The following is a 14,410-nucleotide window of genomic DNA, read 5'->3' as shown; positions in this document are numbered from 1 at the left end:
AAAGATAGGAATTTTTTTGCTGGATTTGGCAAAAAACCTATAGGCGACAACAGCATAATATAATGGCATGAATTATGCTTAATTCAGTGCTGTTGTATCAGGAGGAAGTTATGCAAGAGCAACCCGAAAACAAGTCAGTCGAATCATCCGTTTCTTCGGTCTCTGCGCATGCCACAGGATCTGGCAAGTCGCGTCGCCAGTTTTTGACAAGAGCAACTGCAGGTTTAGTGATTGCCAGTCTGCCTGCTCGTTCAGTGTGGGCCAGTGGTGGTGGTGTTGCTCAGTCTATTGTCGCCTCAGGCCACGGTTCTGATTTTTCTGGTGGCGACCCTATTGAGTTGCTGTCACCAGGCTATTGGTCAAACCATCATTTACAATTCCATAAACTGAATTTTTATACCATTTTTGGTGGCAGAGCTTTCACAAAAATGGGGTCGCCTTCATTGAAAAAAACCTTAACTTTTGGAGAAATTCTGGTTGGCGATCCTGCCAACAAAGGCGCTGGCAACTGCAACTTCCATATGGTTGGTATGTATCTGAACGCCATTAACCACGGTTATTTTGGTATCAACTACCCTATTATTGGTTTTGGCCAGCCTTTTGCGACTGCCAGCGACTTTGCCAAGTATCTTTACAACAAAGCACTGTTAAATCCAAGCAAATTGGGCAGCGAACTGAGCACTATTATTGACAATTACCACGCTTAGTCCTTAGTTGTCTGCAATGACGGAATGGTTTGGGCCAGCAGTTGTAATTCATCATTTTGCCGATCACTCAGGCACTGTTTTTTTTCATATGTATAGCGGTGAAACTTTAGCCTTAAGTTTGCCGCTTTCTGACATTTTGCAGCAACTGTCTGATGTCAATTCTGAACTCAGACAAACCCCATTGGTGATACAGCGCCTGAAGCTGTTTTTGTCCGAAGCGGCATTAAATACCCTGAGTACTGCCGATGACATTTGACGTCAGATACCTTCATCTTTCGCCTTTTTGCTTTGAGATCCGCACAGATATCAGCAAAGTTACTGCGAATTTACAGCAGATTTATGCTGATTTGCTTTCCACAACACCAGGTATCCCTGATTATTATCTGACCTTAAGCTCCGGCAGCGGTCTGCGCAAATACGTGCGGCCGCAAGCGCGTTTTCTTGCAGATCAACAGGAACCCTTTAAGCCGATTGACATCGATAATGGTTTTGCCTTGCTGGAATGGGGCATGAACTGGTGTATTGCCACTTCTGAGATGCGGTTTGTCATAGTACATGCCGCAGTACTGGCCAAAGATGGCAAAGCAGTGTTGTTTCCGGCGCCGCCAGGTTCTGGTAAAAGTACCCTCACCGCCTGGCTTGCCTTTAACGGCTGGCGTTTATTGTCCGATGAAATGGCGTTACTTATTCCGGGCACCAATCAGGTGGTTCCTTTTGTGCGCCCTATATGCCTTAAAAATCAGTCGATTGATCTTGCCCGGCAATGGTTCCCTCAAGGAAGGTTTTCGACAATAGCAAAAAACACCCACAAAGGTGATGTGGTGCATTTGTCACCGCCAGTGCAAAGCTGGCAACAACATACCGAACCTGCCGAAGTGGTTGCTATTGTTTTTCCCAAATACCAAAAAGCGCAGCCGCTGCAAGTCACAGCATTAAACCAGGCTCAGGCTTTTATGGCGCTGGCGGAAAATGCCTTTAATTTTAGCCTTGCCGGTAGCCAGGGATTCCACACTATTGTGCAGCTGGTGGAGCATTGTCAGAACTACGAAGTGACCTACACTGAGGTGGCTGAACTGGCTGAATTTCTGCAACAGGATGTACTGCCTTATGCGCAGCCATAACCTGATTATTCAGCTGTTTTTAGGCAAAGATCCCGGTCCTTTAGCGTTAGAAGACTGGGCCACTATAGTGCGGATCCTACGTGACCAGCAATGTCTGGCCAGGCTTGGCTGGCGGTTAGATCAACATGGTCTTACAGATGCGCTGCCACAGTATGTACAGAATCATCTGAAAAATGCCGAACTGATAGCACAAAAACAATACCATCAGGTGCAATACGAAGCCAAACTACTGCAGTCTTTGCTGCAACCTCTTACGCCACATCTGTTGTTTTTAAAAGGGGCAGCCTATTCACTGTTAGATGATGCCGCTGTGGGGCGTGGCCGCACATATAGTGACATTGATCTGTTAGTCGACAAACAAAGTTTGCCGCAAATCGAACGTGAACTTTGTTTATACGGCTTTTTCGCCGAAGATCTCGATGAATACGACCAGAAATACTATCGCGTCTGGTCACATGAAATACCGCCACTGCGTCATGGCAGTCGCGGAACCTTACTCGACGTGCATCATAATTTATTGCCGCTGATGACAGGCCGGGCGCCGGATATTCAGCTGTTTTTCCACCATACCCAACAAACCAGTGCTGGTTATAGCGTATTTAGCCCGGCGGCTATGTTATTACATAGCACTATTCACTTGATGCTCAGCGAAGAAATTAAACACGGTTTTCGCGATCTGACCGACTTGTATCTGATTATTGAGCAATATCAAACCCCTGAGTTCTGGCAAGAATTAGTTGAGCTCGCAATACAGACTGGTTTTGCCACTGAGCTGTTGCTGGCACTGCGTTATAACCAGAACATTCTGTTTTTAGCAGTGCCTGAGCATGTGATAAAAACGCTCGAGCCCTACCAGCCAAGCCGGTTTCAGCTGCGCCTGCTTGATTATATTTTTATGCACAAACTCGTGCCGCAGCACCAAGCTTTTGCCAATAGCAGCGATACGCTGGCTGATTTTATGTTATTACTGCGCGGCCATTACCTGAAAATGCCGCTCTGGCTGTTATTAAAACATCTTGGCCGCAAGTTTTACCGGCAAATACTCAGTGCCCTCTTTGGCAGTAATATCCTGGATAAGAACACCGACCAGCACAGCAAAAAGTAAATCACGCTTGAATTTAACGTAACCAAATCATTATACTCAGTCCCACTTGTCGGAGTGCCCATTTGGGCTGAGACCGCATTATGCGGGATCCGTTGAACCTGATCAGGCTAGAACCTGCGAAGGGAACAAGGGTAATGTGCATCCACCTCACCGTTGCCTTGGCTTTTTGCACAAAGTTATTGGCAACCTATTATGCAGCGGCAAAGTTGTAGCTTAAGCCGTCATTACTCCAACTCACTCCAGATAAGCAATTTAATTTAACCCTTTGGTTTATTAAGGATTGCTATGTCTAAACCACAAAACCGCCGCGCCGCCCGTGAGCAGGCACAACATAATATTCACGCTTTAACCCCGCAGTTATTTTCTGGTTCCAGCCGGATTTATCTCGATGCTGGTGACAATATTCAGGTCCCCTGCCGTGCTGTCAGGCTCAGTGATAAAAGCCAAAGTCAGGTGTTGCTGTACGATTGTAGTGGTGCATTTGGTGACCCGGCACAAAGCCTGGATGTGCGCCGTGGTTTGCCACAACTGCGTCAAAGCTGGCTGGATGAGCGCGCTGATACCGAACTGGTGGAGCGCAGTTATCAGGATGACAATATTGAACTGGATGCCTGGCCCACCGAATTTGATGTGCCATGCCGGGTGGCCAAAGCTGGCCGCAGAGTCACTCAGCTGCATTATGCCCGCGCTGGCATTATCACCGCTGAAATGAAATTTATTGCCTGTCGGGAGAATATGGCGCTGGCCGATTTAGCCAGGCAGCAGGATGAACGTTTGGCCCCTCAGCACCAGGGCGAAAGTTTTGGTGCTGCTATTCCCAAACAAATTACCGCTGAATTTGTCCGCGCTGAAGTGGCGGCTGGCCGCGCCATTATACCGCTGAATATCAATCACCCTGAAGCTGAGCCCATGATCATTGGACGTAACTTTCTGGTGAAGGTAAACGCCAATATCGGCAACTCGGCGGTGAGTTCCAGTATTGAAGAAGAGGTAGAAAAGCTGATTTGGTCAGTGCGCTGGGGCGCTGACACTATTATGGATCTATCCACAGGCCGGCGTATTCATCAAACCCGCGAGTGGATCATCCGTAACAGCCCGGTGCCAGTGGGTACTGTACCCATTTACCAGTGTCTGGAAAAAGTGGGTGGCCGGGTCAATGAGCTGAGCTGGGAGTTATTTAAAGAAACCCTGATAGAACAAGCCGAACAAGGGGTGGATTATTTTACTATTCACGCCGGTGTGTTACGGGCGTTTTTACCCCTTACCGCCAAAAGATTAACCGGCATAGTCTCACGCGGCGGCGCTATTATGGCGCAGTGGTGTGAACTGCATCAGCAGGAAAACTTCGCTTACAGCCACTTTGAAGAAATTTGTCAGCTTTGTGCCCAATACGATATTTCCTTGTCTTTGGGCGATGGCCTGCGCCCTGGCTCCATTGCAGACGCCAACGACGAAGCACAATTTGCAGAACTTCGCACCTTAGGAGAGCTGACTAAAATTGCCTGGGCTTATGATGTGCAGGTGATGATTGAAGGCCCTGGCCATGTGCCTTTGCATCTTATTCAGGCCAATATGACAGAGCAGTTAAAACATTGTCATGAAGCGCCTTTTTATACCTTAGGCCCGCTAACCACCGACATAGCGCCGGGTTATGATCATATTACTTCCGGAATTGGTGCTGCGCTGATTGGCTGGTTTGGCTGCGCCATGTTGTGTTACGTGACCCCGAAAGAGCACCTGGGATTGCCAGATAAAGAAGATGTCAAACAAGGCCTGATTACTTACAAAATTGCCGCCCATGCTGCAGATTTAGCCAAAGGCCATCCGGCGGCACAACTTCGCGACAACGCTTTATCGGCGGCCCGTTATGATTTTCGCTGGCAGGATCAGTTTAATCTGGCGCTCGACCCCGACACAGCACGCAGTTATTACCAGCAAAGCAGCCCGCAGGCCGATGAACACGCCGAATTTTGTTCGATGTGCGGGCCAAAGTTCTGTTCAATGAAACTTAATCAACAACTGCGTGAGCTGTCGGTGCCGGTGGATGCGGTACGTCCGGACAATTTAACTTCGGCTCTTAGGGCAACTGCGAAAGCGGAGCCTTTATGAGCAATAAAGTTATTGTCTGGTGTATTGGCGGCAGTGACAGCGGTGGCGGCGCCGGCATTCAGGCCGATTTATTAACTGTTACTGATTTAACAGGCCATGGCTGCACAGTGATCACAGCGGTGACCGCACAAAACAGTGTAGCGGTGACAGATGTATTCGCACTCTCTGCCGAGGTTTTATGCAGCCAGCTTCATGCCTTGTGGCAGGACTTACCGCCGGCCGCAATTAAAATTGGTATGCTGGCTGATGATGCACAGCTTGAAGCTTTGGCATTGTGGCTGGCCACCCATCAACCACAGTGCCCGGTGATCTGGGACCCGGTGTTGATAGCGAGCACAGGCCGCTGTTTATCAGATATCAGCCGGCAGGCTTGTCTGGCACTTTTGCAACAAGTGCAGCTGCTGACGCCAAACCTACCGGAGCTGGCTTATTTTGCCAAAGTGCAGCAACAGGCAAATTCAGCCGACTGCGAAGAAGCATCTGCGCAGCTGCTTGTACTGCGGACTTTTTATCAGGGAGCCATTTTATTAAAAGCTGGCCATGCCGCACCGAATGAAAACAACAACATTGTTGATCTGTTTGTGCCCTCAACAGCGCAAAGCCCTGTAGCGCAAAGCCCAGCCGAGCAAAGCACAATAAAACTCTACAGCAACAGACTGAATAGCCCGCATCAACATGGTACTGGCTGCACCTTGGCATCAGCCATCGCCGCTTTATGGGCACAAAACTACGACCTGATTGATGCAATCGTATTAGGCCGGGCTTATTTACAACAAAGTCTGCGCGCCGGTTATGCCACTGGTCAGGGTGCAGGTACTTTGGCCCGATTGGGCTGGCCGCTGCAACAACAGGATTTTCCGGCCTTATATCCAGCGCCAGTTAAAGCCACAAAGGGTGCCACAGCCCCTGTCAGTTTGGCATTGTTGCAGTCTAGCGCCCCTATATTCCCGCGCTTAAGCCAGTGTATTGGCCTTTATCCGGTGCTGGACGATATCAGCTGGTTAAAGCGCTTGTTGCCACTGGGTTTACACATTGTGCAGCTAAGGCTGAAAAATAAAACCGAACAAGAACTCAGGGCGCAAATTTCGGCCGCAGTGGAGTTTTGCCGTGATTATCAAATTCAGCTTTTTATTAACGATCATTGGCAACTGGCGATTGAATATCAGGCTTATGGGGTACATCTGGGCCAGGAGGATCTACAAGAAGCTGATTTAGCGGCGATTGCCGGCGCAGGCCTTCGTTTGGGTGTGTCTACCCACGGTTATGCAGAGCTTGCTGCTGTTCTGCCGCTAAAACCATCTTATATTGCTCTTGGCCATATTTTCCCAACCCAAACCAAACAAATGCCATCTCAACCTCAGGGTTTAAAACGTCTGGCAGATTACGTCTGGCTTTGTGACGAGATACCTACAGTGGCGATTGGCGGCATTGCAGAGCACAACATCAGTGCTGTGCTGCAAACCGGTGTGCGGGGTGTGGCTGTGGTGTCTGCAATTACAAAAGCGGCTCAACCTGAGCAAGCGTTAAAGCAGTTGCAGTCTTACTGCCAGACCTTGTATCCGCCTTTTTCTGAAGTACGTCATGGTTTTGCTGGTCATTCAGGGAGCACCTTATGTCGCTGAACAAACACAAAGCTGCCACTTCGTCGTCGCAAGGAGCTGAAACACTGCAGGATCAGGAGTTTTTATATTACAGCCGCCAGCTGCTGCTACCGGACTGGAGTGAAGCAACGCAGCTGTTATTAAAACAAAAAAAGCTGCTGCTAATTGGTTTGGGCGGCTTAGGCTGCCCTGCCGCTACCTATCTGGCTGGCGCTGGTGTAGGTCAGTTATGGCTTTGTGACGGTGATACCGTTGAGCTTAGCAATCTGCCGCGCCAGCCCTTGTATCGTCCGGCTGATGTTGGCCTGAATAAAGCAGAGGCCGCCAAAGCGGCTCTTCAATCCTATAACCCATATATACGGCTGACGGCACTTGCTCAGTATGCTGATGAGGCTTTATTACATCTGCTGCTCCCCAAAGTGGACTTTGTACTGGATTGCTCCGACAACCAGACGACAAAATTACTGCTGAACCGGCTGTGCCATCAGTACCAGAAAGCCTGGGCTGGCGCCTCAGTGGTGGCTTATCAGGGCTACAGTTGGTTGATGCCACCTGCTTTTGTGCAAAAACCACAGCCTGGTAAGCACGACATTAAACACAACACCCAAAACCAGCCTAAACCCGGGCGCATGGGCTGCTTGCAGTGTTTGGGGCAGGATGTGCCTTTGACACCGGGAGGCTGCGCCAGTCAGGGCGTATTTGCGCCGCTGGTCGCAACGCTTGCCATGCAGCTCAGTAGCGGTGCCTTAAATTATTTACGCGGTGTACAACAACAAGGCTGGTTTTTGCTGTATCAGCATCAACAACAAAACTTTGTGCCTTTAACCATCACAGTCGATAAAGACTGCGCTGTTTGTCAGGGCGCGCAGCTGCTTTGTCGCTCTGATCCCAACCTTGGCGCAGCCACAGAATCATCTCAACCAGTGTTCATGGCTGAACGCCATAGCACAGCGCAAGTCACAAGGAGTTTCTGATGCACGGACATCAAATGATGCAACTCACTGTTAATCAACAAGCTTTTGTGATTGAAGCTAAGGCAACTGTCGCAGCGCTGTTAACAGCCTGGAGCGGTCAGTCTGACGAGCAGCTAAAAGTTGCAGTGGCGCTGAATCAGCGGGTATTAACCCGCAAAGAATGGTCAACACAACAACTAGAGCCCAAAGACGAGCTGCTGATATTTAATCTGGTGGCCGGAGGTTAAGATGTTTGAACTTGCGCAACAACAATTTTCCAGCCGTTTATTGCTTGGCAGTGGCAAGTTTGCCAGTGCACAACAAATGCTGGATGCGGTTAAGGCCAGTGGCACAGAAATGGTGACTCTGGCGTTAAAAAGGGTTAAACCAGGCCAGGCTTCTGCTGATTTAGTGACGCCACTACAGCAGGCCGGAGTACGGTTATTGCCAAATACGTCAGGTGCCGTAAACGCAAAAGAAGCCATTTTTGCCGCCGAACTTGCCCGCGAATTGCTGCAAACCAACTGGCTGAAACTAGAAATTCACCCCGATCCCCGTTATTTATTGCCGGATCCACACCAAACCCTGGTGGCGGCGCAAGAGCTGTGCAAAAGAGGTTTTATTGTATTGCCATACTGCAGCGCTGATCCTGTGCATTGCCTGGCACTGCAGGATGCAGGTTGTGCCGCTGTGATGCCGCTGGCATCCCCCATCGGTTCCAATCAGGGCCTGCAAAACCGGCTGATGCTGGACATTATTATCAGCCAGACCAGGGTACCGGTGATTATCGATGCTGGCATCGGCAAAGCATCTGATGCCTGTGCTGCCATTGAAATGGGTGCCAGCGCTGTTCTGGTGAACACAGCTATTGCCACAGCACAAAATCCGGTTTTGGCTGCCAGCGCCTTTAAACTGGCGGTTGAAGCTGGTGCTGCTGGCTTAAAAGCCCGTTTTGCTCCGGCGCAGCACGGGGCAAGTGCCACCAGTCCAGTGGACGCTTTAATGGATTATTTACAATGACTCACCATCAGGTAGAAACGGCAGCTAGCAACAGCAAACAAACGACTTTTAGTCAGCCGCTATTTAGCGATGTCTTGGCACAAACAGATTTTACTGAGCTGCAACTTATCACTGCCGATCAAAGCAGGGTACTGCAGGCACTTTATGCCAAAACACCGGATCTTTCAGATTTGGCTGTATTATTAAGCCCTGGCGCCAAAACCTCGTTGCCACTCCTTATCGAGCGCGCGGCAGCGCTGACAAGGCAGCACTTTGGCGCGGCGCGGCAGTTATTTGCACCACTTTATATGTCGAACCTTTGTGCCAACGAATGTACTTATTGTGGTTTTTCCATGAGTCAGGCGGTTAAACGCCGGGTACTGCAAAGCGAAGAATTGTTACAGGAAGCAGAAGCTGTTAAAGCTCTGGGACATGATCAGCTGCTATTGGTGGCAGGTGAACATGACCGAAAAGTGGGGATGGATTATTTTCGCCGGCAAATTCCGTTACTGCGGCCTTTATTCAGCCGTCTGATGTTAGAAGTGCAGCCGCTTTCGAGCTGCGATTATCAGGAATTAAAACAACTTGGCATCGACACTGTACTGGTGTACCAGGAAACTTATCAACCTCTGGCTTATCAGCAATATCATTTAAAAGGCAATAAAACTGATATGCGCTGGCGGCTGAATTGCCCAGACAGACTGGGTGTAGCCGGTATGGACAAAATTGGCCTCGGCATTTTATTGGGCCTTACCGACTGGCGGCTCGACGCGTTGGCGCTTGGCTTACATCTGCGCCATTTACAACAACACTATTGGCGCAGCCAGTACAGTGTGGCTTTTCCCAGGTTAAGGCCCTGCAGTGGCGGTGTTGAACCGGCGGTGCTGGTCGGTGATGCCGAATTGGTTCAGCTGTATTGTGCTTTTCGTATTTTTGCACCTGAACTTGAACTGATCTTATCCACCCGGGAAAACGCCAGACTGCGTGATCTGTTGTTGCCACTGATGATCACCAGCCTGAGCGCCGGCTCCAAAACCCAGCCCGGCGGTTATCGGGTGGCGCCTCAGGCGCTGCAACAATTTAGCATTGATGATGAACGCAGCCCGGCTCTGATGGCAGAGGTGATGGTCAGCCTGGGTTTGCAACCCGTCTGGACCAACTGGCACCCGGCTTTTGGCCGTGGTGAAGCTCAGTAGTTCATGCTCAGAACACCGGGGCTCAGAACACCGGTTCAGTACTGATTTGACATCAAGCGGTTTAATCTGCCGGCGGTGTTACTCTGGCCGTTTATTTATCGCTGTGGTAGCCTGTCGGCCATATTTTATCCAATCAGATCAGGAATATTCGCGTGTCTGCATCAGTTCGCCGTTCATGGCAGCGCTCTTGGGTTTTTGCCCTTATGTTATTGTTGGCCGGTTGTGTTGCACCTGCCCTGTTGTTATCCCCGCAGGGACAACTGATGTGGGCTTTACTGAAGCCGCTGGTTGGGCTTGATCCCAATGAAATGAACCTGCTAGAGCAACCGCTGATCAAAAACCGGATGCAACCGCTGTTGGGCGAACATTACGACACAGCCGTCACTTTGTTAAAAACTGCCGATAAGTTACAGCAGGAAGGTCCGCTGTTCTATCTGGTGTCCAACCACACCCCTATCCCACAAATGGCGGAAAAAGCAGGGTTTGTCTGGAACTCCGAGACCAACCAAATGGCCGTGATGCTGGTTTCCGGCGGCGCCCCGATGATTTTTGCTGAGCAGCTGAATAATCAGGCGGCCAAAGTGGTTCCGAGCTGGCCGGCAGATTTGGCCGACTATGCGGACCCGGTTAAGCTCAAACAAAAAGCACTGCAAAAAGCCAGCAGCGAAGCCTCAGCCCAGCTTGGCCTGAGCGAGCAGCAACAGCAGCTGGCCGGCGCTGTGCTTGGCGGGGCCAAAGCTGAAGATCTTGCCAAAGCAAAGCTTGAACAGGAAAAACAGCAGTTGATCGATACCACAACAGCACCTGTTGCATCACAATTAAATGCCGTAAAACAGCAAGTAAAAGCAGCAACTGATGTGCAGACCGCGGTAAAAACCCAGCTCAAGGATGCAATCCAACCTGCTGAGGCGGTCAAATCCCAGGTAACACAACAAACTAAAACAGAGCTCGAAACATTCACTCAGCCTGTTGCTGCCATCAAAACACAGGTGCAAACAGCAGTTAAAGACCCGCTAACCAGTGCAGCGCAACAAAGCGAGGCACTGAAGGTTCAGGCACAAACAAAGCTCAAACAAGAGGCCGATACACAAATTAAAGCGCACACACAAGCGCTGACCGAACCTGTAACTCAGCTGAATACGCAGCTGCAAACTGCTATTGAACATAAGGCAAATACCGCCAGCCAAGGTTTAAATGCGGTTAAAGCAGCACCAACAGCTGTAATGGCTGAAGACAATGATTTAGCAGCAGAAATGGCCGCTGAACAAGCCAGCCTGATGCAAAATAAGGCGCAACAAACTGCAGTTGCCGATAAAGCTGCGCAGTTAAAAGCTGCCAATGCGGCAGTGAGCAAAGCACAGGCTGAAGTGGAAGCGGCTGCGGCTTTGTTGTCAAAAGCCACCAGCCCGGCCGACGTTGCCACCGCCAAAGCAAAACTGGATGCTGCCAGTAAGACACTGGCTCAGGCAAAAGCCTTGCAACAACAGCTGACTCAGCCTTAAATCAGGTTTGTCATAAACAACAAGCCCGCTATAGCGGGCTTGTTGTTTATCCGATAATAAGTTTATCCGCCCTGCTTTTAACCACAGCACCCTTGCACTTAGGTTTGCATCAAGGCTTCAACTTAAGCTGCAACCAAATTTAATGTGGTGTTATTTGCCTGTTCCTGCTCTGCTGTGTCCGTTTTTACATCGGTTTGGATCTCGTTAGGCTCAGTGGTTTTGTCTTTTTTAACCGTTTTCGCTTTAGCACCAAGCGCCTGTAACACATCGTCTTTATGCTGCGCTAAGTACATTGCCAGCGTTTCCTGCATCTGTTCATCTTGCAGCAGCTGACTGGCGCCGAGCACGACAAACAAGTCATCGGCCATATCCAGCATTTTGTCATAAGCATCGGCTTCGTTTTTTGCAGCAAAAGTCATTTTTTCTACTCCGTTGCGTTCAACCACATATTTTACGATCACGGCCATGTTGTGTTGCCTCTTGTTGTGAATATCAGCGATATTTATCAGAAATAAAGAATACTGGTTATTTATACAGTATTTATAAAATCTTTGTCCAGCTTTTTTTCAAAAGCATGCAAGCAACTGCACTTTGCCCTAGTCGCAAGCGACTCAAAAATGACGTAGCATAAGGCACCTTTGCAGTACAGGAACTGATATGTCGGCATGGAATGAAAGACGCGAGCCCAGTGCAACCCAAAGACCACTGGATCATCGCAGTGCCTGGCAACGTGACAAAGCCAGAATTTTACACAGTGCAGCTTTTCGCAGACTGCAGGCCAAAACCCAGATTATGGGCGTTGGCTTAAACGACTTTTACCGCACCCGGTTAACCCATTCCCTGGAAGCCGCCCAAATTGGCACTGCTTTGGTGGCGCAGCTGAGATTAAACGCGCCAACTTCACAGTTGCTTGCCTTATTGCCGGAAGACAGCCTGATGGAAGCTTTGTGTCTGGCGCACGACATTGGCCATCCGCCTTTTGGTCATGGTGGTGAAACAGCATTAAACGCAGTCATGGCTGATTTTGGCGGTTTTGAAGGCAATGGCCAGACACTGCGGATTGTTGGCAAACTCGAACCTTACACCGCATCGGGTGGCATGGATTTAGCGCGCCGCACTTTGTTGGGGTTATTAAAATATCCGCTGTTACAGCCGAAGGTGATTGATAAACAAAAACCCTGCAAAGCCATTTATCGGGAAGACGAAGATTTACTCGACTGGATCCTTGCGCCGCTGACGGCTTCGGACAGAGATTTATTTTGTCAGACTGAAAAACTCACTCAGGCACCTTTTATCCGTTCACGTTTTAAGTCATTAGACGCAGCAATTATGGAGCTGGCGGACGATATTGCGTACGGTGTACATGACTTGGAAGACGCTGTTGTGACAGGCACAGTGCAACAGCAAATCTGGCAACAGGAGCTACCTGAGCTCTGTCGTGACTGGCCGGCAGAAGCCACGCAGTTTTTACGGGACGTTGGCGACAAACTGTTTCATCAGGCGCATCACATTCGAAAAGATGCCATAGGTGCGCTGGTGAACCGCCTTATTACCCATGTGCAATGGGCAGAGGTATTGCCAGAAGCTGCTGAACCCTTAATTCGTTATAACGCTGTGCTACCTAAAGTGGAACAACAGATGCTGGCCTTGTTAAAGTCTTTTGTATACCGCCATGTGATCCTGCATCCAAGCTTGCAGCAGCTGGAATTTCGTGGCCAGCGTATCGTACAACAACTCTTTAGTGCTTTTAACAGCGACCCGCTGCGGTTATTGCCCTTTAATACCCAGCAGCGCTGGCAACTGCAACAACACAAAGGCGCCGGCGAGCGGGTGATTGCCGATTATATTGCCGGCATGACCGACGAATATGCCGAGCGTATGCATCAGCGTTTATATGGCCGTATTTTATAATCCGGCAGTTTCATTTTTTCCTGGCAATTTTGACAACAGCAAGGAGCAGCTTTGGCTTCACCACTTATTGTAAAAGCAGGCCCGACCGCCCTTTTACATTTACAGCAACATGGTTTAACCAGCGACGCCGTTGAAGTATTGGTTGGTGCCAGCGGCGGCCCCAAATGGTTTAGTTTATTCGGGCTTGATCAGTATCTTTGTAGTGAGTTTTTTAAAGGCCGGCAAAAACCGTTACAGCTTTTAGGCAGCTCGGCCGGCGCCTGGCGTTTTGCCTGTTATGGTCAACAAGACCCGGCCGCTGCCTCCAGACGTTTTTGCGACGCTTATCGCAACTTATGTTACCCGCCCAACGCCGATATTCACCAAGTGACGGCGATTTCCGCGACCGTGATGGACGCGGTATTTCCAACTGCAGAGCATGTACGTCAGGTGGTGGAAAATCCGGTATTTCAGTTGAATTTTGTGGTGGCGCGCGCCAAAGGCATCAGCAAGTTACAACCCAAAGTGGCCCAGCTTGGCGCTTTATCGCTGGTGGCTGCTGCCAATCTGGTGCACCGGCGCAGCCTGGGGCTGTTTTATCAAAGATATTTGTTTCAGCACCCGCTTTCAGCCAATGCATTTCGCAGGCTCGACAATTTGCCCACTGAGCGTGTGGCGCTTGGTGAGGGCAATTTAAAAACCGCGCTCTTGGCAACTGGTGCCATTCCGCTGGTGATATCCCCTGTCGCTCACATCGCCAAAGCAGGAAGCGGTATTTTTGTTGACGGCGGTATTCTGGATTACCACTTTGACTGGCCTTTTAGCGAGCAAGGCCTGGTGTTGTATCCACATTTTTACCCGCATTTAAGCCCGGGCTGGTTTGATAAAAGCTTAAAATGGCGCCGTGGTAACAAGCGGAACTTCCATAATTTAGTGTTGTTGTGCCCAAGCGACAGCTGGGTGAAAAGTTTGCCTTATGGCAAAATTCCGGACCGCACCGACTTTAACAAATTATCAGACGCCGACCGCATCGCCTATTGGCAACAAGTCACAGAACGTTCTTTTGAATTGGCGCAGGCGCTGAAAACAGGTAACTACCAGCTGGAAGCTTTGTAACACTGCTCTGCATTGTAAAAGTCATGCTGTTGTGAACTGTACTCGGTTGCGAACAGCGCCAGTGCCTATGGCTTGGTAAGCGCCTGTCAACAGCGGGAGTTTCAGGCCAGT

14 protein-coding genes and 1 riboswitch are annotated in these 14,410 nt (G+C 49.7%); of the genes, 13 read left to right on the top strand and 1 reads right to left on the bottom strand.

The annotated features are described in order from the left end of the window. Positions 1 to 110 precede the first annotated feature (110 nt). The 11 genes from V7P87_RS14375 to V7P87_RS14325 all read left to right on the top strand — a co-directional run bounded on the left by V7P87_RS14375 (position 111) and on the right by V7P87_RS14325 (position 11,293). Positions 111 to 707 carry a hypothetical protein gene (locus tag V7P87_RS14375; RefSeq protein WP_333798038.1) on the top strand — a complete coding sequence of 199 codons (597 nt, stop codon included), beginning with the start codon at positions 111 to 113 and terminating at the stop codon, positions 705 to 707. 16 nt (positions 708 to 723) lie between these two features. Further along, positions 724 to 963 (top strand): hypothetical protein, encoded by a 240-nt coding sequence (locus V7P87_RS14370; RefSeq protein WP_333798037.1) that lies wholly within the window; start codon positions 724 to 726, stop codon positions 961 to 963. Continuing rightward, a complete protein-coding gene (locus V7P87_RS14365) occupies positions 953 to 1,828 on the top strand; it encodes an HprK-related kinase A (protein ID WP_333798036.1) in 876 nt (291 codons plus the stop codon). Before V7P87_RS14370 ends, V7P87_RS14365 begins: the two co-directional genes overlap by 11 nt. Beyond that, entirely contained in the window at positions 1,815 to 2,933 is a 1,119-nt protein-coding gene (locus V7P87_RS14360; RefSeq protein WP_333798035.1) for a nucleotidyltransferase domain-containing protein, read from the top strand. Before V7P87_RS14365 ends, V7P87_RS14360 begins: the two co-directional genes overlap by 14 nt. Before the next feature lie 40 nt (positions 2,934 to 2,973). Then, a riboswitch (TPP riboswitch) is annotated at positions 2,974 to 3,075 on the top strand. Positions 3,076 to 3,218: 143 nt separating this feature from the next. After that, a complete protein-coding gene (gene thiC / locus V7P87_RS14355) occupies positions 3,219 to 5,042 on the top strand; it encodes a phosphomethylpyrimidine synthase ThiC (protein ID WP_442967976.1) in 1,824 nt (607 codons plus the stop codon). After that, on the top strand, positions 5,039 to 6,664 hold the full coding sequence (gene thiE / locus V7P87_RS14350) for a thiamine phosphate synthase (protein WP_333798034.1): 1,626 nt from the start codon (positions 5,039 to 5,041) through the stop codon (positions 6,662 to 6,664). The genes thiC and thiE overlap by 4 nt, the downstream gene beginning before the upstream one ends. Beyond that, positions 6,655 to 7,617 carry a HesA/MoeB/ThiF family protein gene (locus tag V7P87_RS14345; RefSeq protein WP_333798033.1) on the top strand — a complete coding sequence of 321 codons (963 nt, stop codon included), beginning with the start codon at positions 6,655 to 6,657 and terminating at the stop codon, positions 7,615 to 7,617. The genes thiE and V7P87_RS14345 overlap by 10 nt, the downstream gene beginning before the upstream one ends. Beyond that, on the top strand, positions 7,617 to 7,844 hold the full coding sequence (thiS, locus tag V7P87_RS14340) for a sulfur carrier protein ThiS (RefSeq protein WP_333798032.1): 228 nt from the start codon (positions 7,617 to 7,619) through the stop codon (positions 7,842 to 7,844). The genes V7P87_RS14345 and thiS overlap by 1 nt, the downstream gene beginning before the upstream one ends. A 1-nt stretch (position 7,845) precedes the next feature. Continuing rightward, the gene (locus V7P87_RS14335; RefSeq protein WP_333798031.1) at positions 7,846 to 8,616 is read left to right on the top strand and encodes a thiazole synthase; all 771 of its coding nucleotides are present in this window, start codon (positions 7,846 to 7,848) and stop codon (positions 8,614 to 8,616) included. Next, the gene (gene thiH, locus V7P87_RS14330; RefSeq protein WP_333798030.1) at positions 8,613 to 9,791 is read left to right on the top strand and encodes a 2-iminoacetate synthase ThiH; all 1,179 of its coding nucleotides are present in this window, start codon (positions 8,613 to 8,615) and stop codon (positions 9,789 to 9,791) included. The genes V7P87_RS14335 and thiH overlap by 4 nt, the downstream gene beginning before the upstream one ends. Positions 9,792 to 9,943: 152 nt before the next feature. Then, positions 9,944 to 11,293, top strand: coding sequence for a hypothetical protein (locus V7P87_RS14325; RefSeq protein WP_333798029.1), 1,350 nt, complete (start codon positions 9,944 to 9,946; stop codon positions 11,291 to 11,293). A 122-nt stretch (positions 11,294 to 11,415) separates the two neighbouring features. Here the strand turns inward: V7P87_RS14325 and V7P87_RS14320 are convergent, their stop codons facing one another. Continuing rightward, positions 11,416 to 11,760: a YebG family protein gene (locus tag V7P87_RS14320; RefSeq protein WP_333798028.1), complete on the bottom strand. Its 345-nt coding sequence runs from the start codon at positions 11,758 to 11,760 to the stop codon at positions 11,416 to 11,418. Between the two features lie 190 nt (positions 11,761 to 11,950). Between V7P87_RS14320 and V7P87_RS14315 the strand changes: the two genes are divergently transcribed. Further along, positions 11,951 to 13,204, top strand: a complete 1,254-nt coding sequence (locus V7P87_RS14315; RefSeq protein ID WP_333798027.1) for an anti-phage deoxyguanosine triphosphatase — start codon at positions 11,951 to 11,953, stop codon at positions 13,202 to 13,204. Positions 13,205 to 13,255: 51 nt separating this feature from the next. After that, a complete protein-coding gene (locus V7P87_RS14310) occupies positions 13,256 to 14,299 on the top strand; it encodes a patatin-like phospholipase family protein (RefSeq protein ID WP_333798026.1) in 1,044 nt (347 codons plus the stop codon). Positions 14,300 to 14,410 lie beyond the last annotated feature (111 nt).

The organism is Rheinheimera sp., from assembly GCF_036782235.1.
Classification (GTDB): domain Bacteria; phylum Pseudomonadota; class Gammaproteobacteria; order Enterobacterales; family Alteromonadaceae; genus Pararheinheimera.
This window is presented reverse-complemented; position numbering and strand designations above follow the sequence as displayed.

Excerpts from the sequence above, each read along its gene's own strand:
- V7P87_RS14375 (WP_333798038.1), top strand. The coding sequence starts at position 111 with ATGCAAGAGCAACCCGAAAACAAGTCAGTCGAATCATCCGTTTCTTCG.
- V7P87_RS14370 (WP_333798037.1), top strand. The coding sequence starts at position 724 with ATGACGGAATGGTTTGGGCCAGCAGTTGTAATTCATCATTTTGCCGAT.
- V7P87_RS14365 (WP_333798036.1), top strand. The coding sequence starts at position 953 with ATGACATTTGACGTCAGATACCTTCATCTTTCGCCTTTTTGCTTTGAG.
- V7P87_RS14360 (WP_333798035.1), top strand. The coding sequence starts at position 1,815 with ATGCGCAGCCATAACCTGATTATTCAGCTGTTTTTAGGCAAAGATCCC.
- thiC (WP_442967976.1), top strand. The coding sequence starts at position 3,219 with ATGTCTAAACCACAAAACCGCCGCGCCGCCCGTGAGCAGGCACAACAT.
- thiE (WP_333798034.1), top strand. The coding sequence starts at position 5,039 with ATGAGCAATAAAGTTATTGTCTGGTGTATTGGCGGCAGTGACAGCGGT.
- V7P87_RS14345 (WP_333798033.1), top strand. The coding sequence starts at position 6,655 with ATGTCGCTGAACAAACACAAAGCTGCCACTTCGTCGTCGCAAGGAGCT.
- thiS (WP_333798032.1), top strand. The coding sequence starts at position 7,617 with ATGCACGGACATCAAATGATGCAACTCACTGTTAATCAACAAGCTTTT.
- V7P87_RS14335 (WP_333798031.1), top strand. The coding sequence starts at position 7,846 with ATGTTTGAACTTGCGCAACAACAATTTTCCAGCCGTTTATTGCTTGGC.
- thiH (WP_333798030.1), top strand. The coding sequence starts at position 8,613 with ATGACTCACCATCAGGTAGAAACGGCAGCTAGCAACAGCAAACAAACG.
- V7P87_RS14320 (WP_333798028.1), bottom strand. The coding sequence starts at position 11,760 with ATGGCCGTGATCGTAAAATATGTGGTTGAACGCAACGGAGTAGAAAAA.
- V7P87_RS14315 (WP_333798027.1), top strand. The coding sequence starts at position 11,951 with ATGTCGGCATGGAATGAAAGACGCGAGCCCAGTGCAACCCAAAGACCA.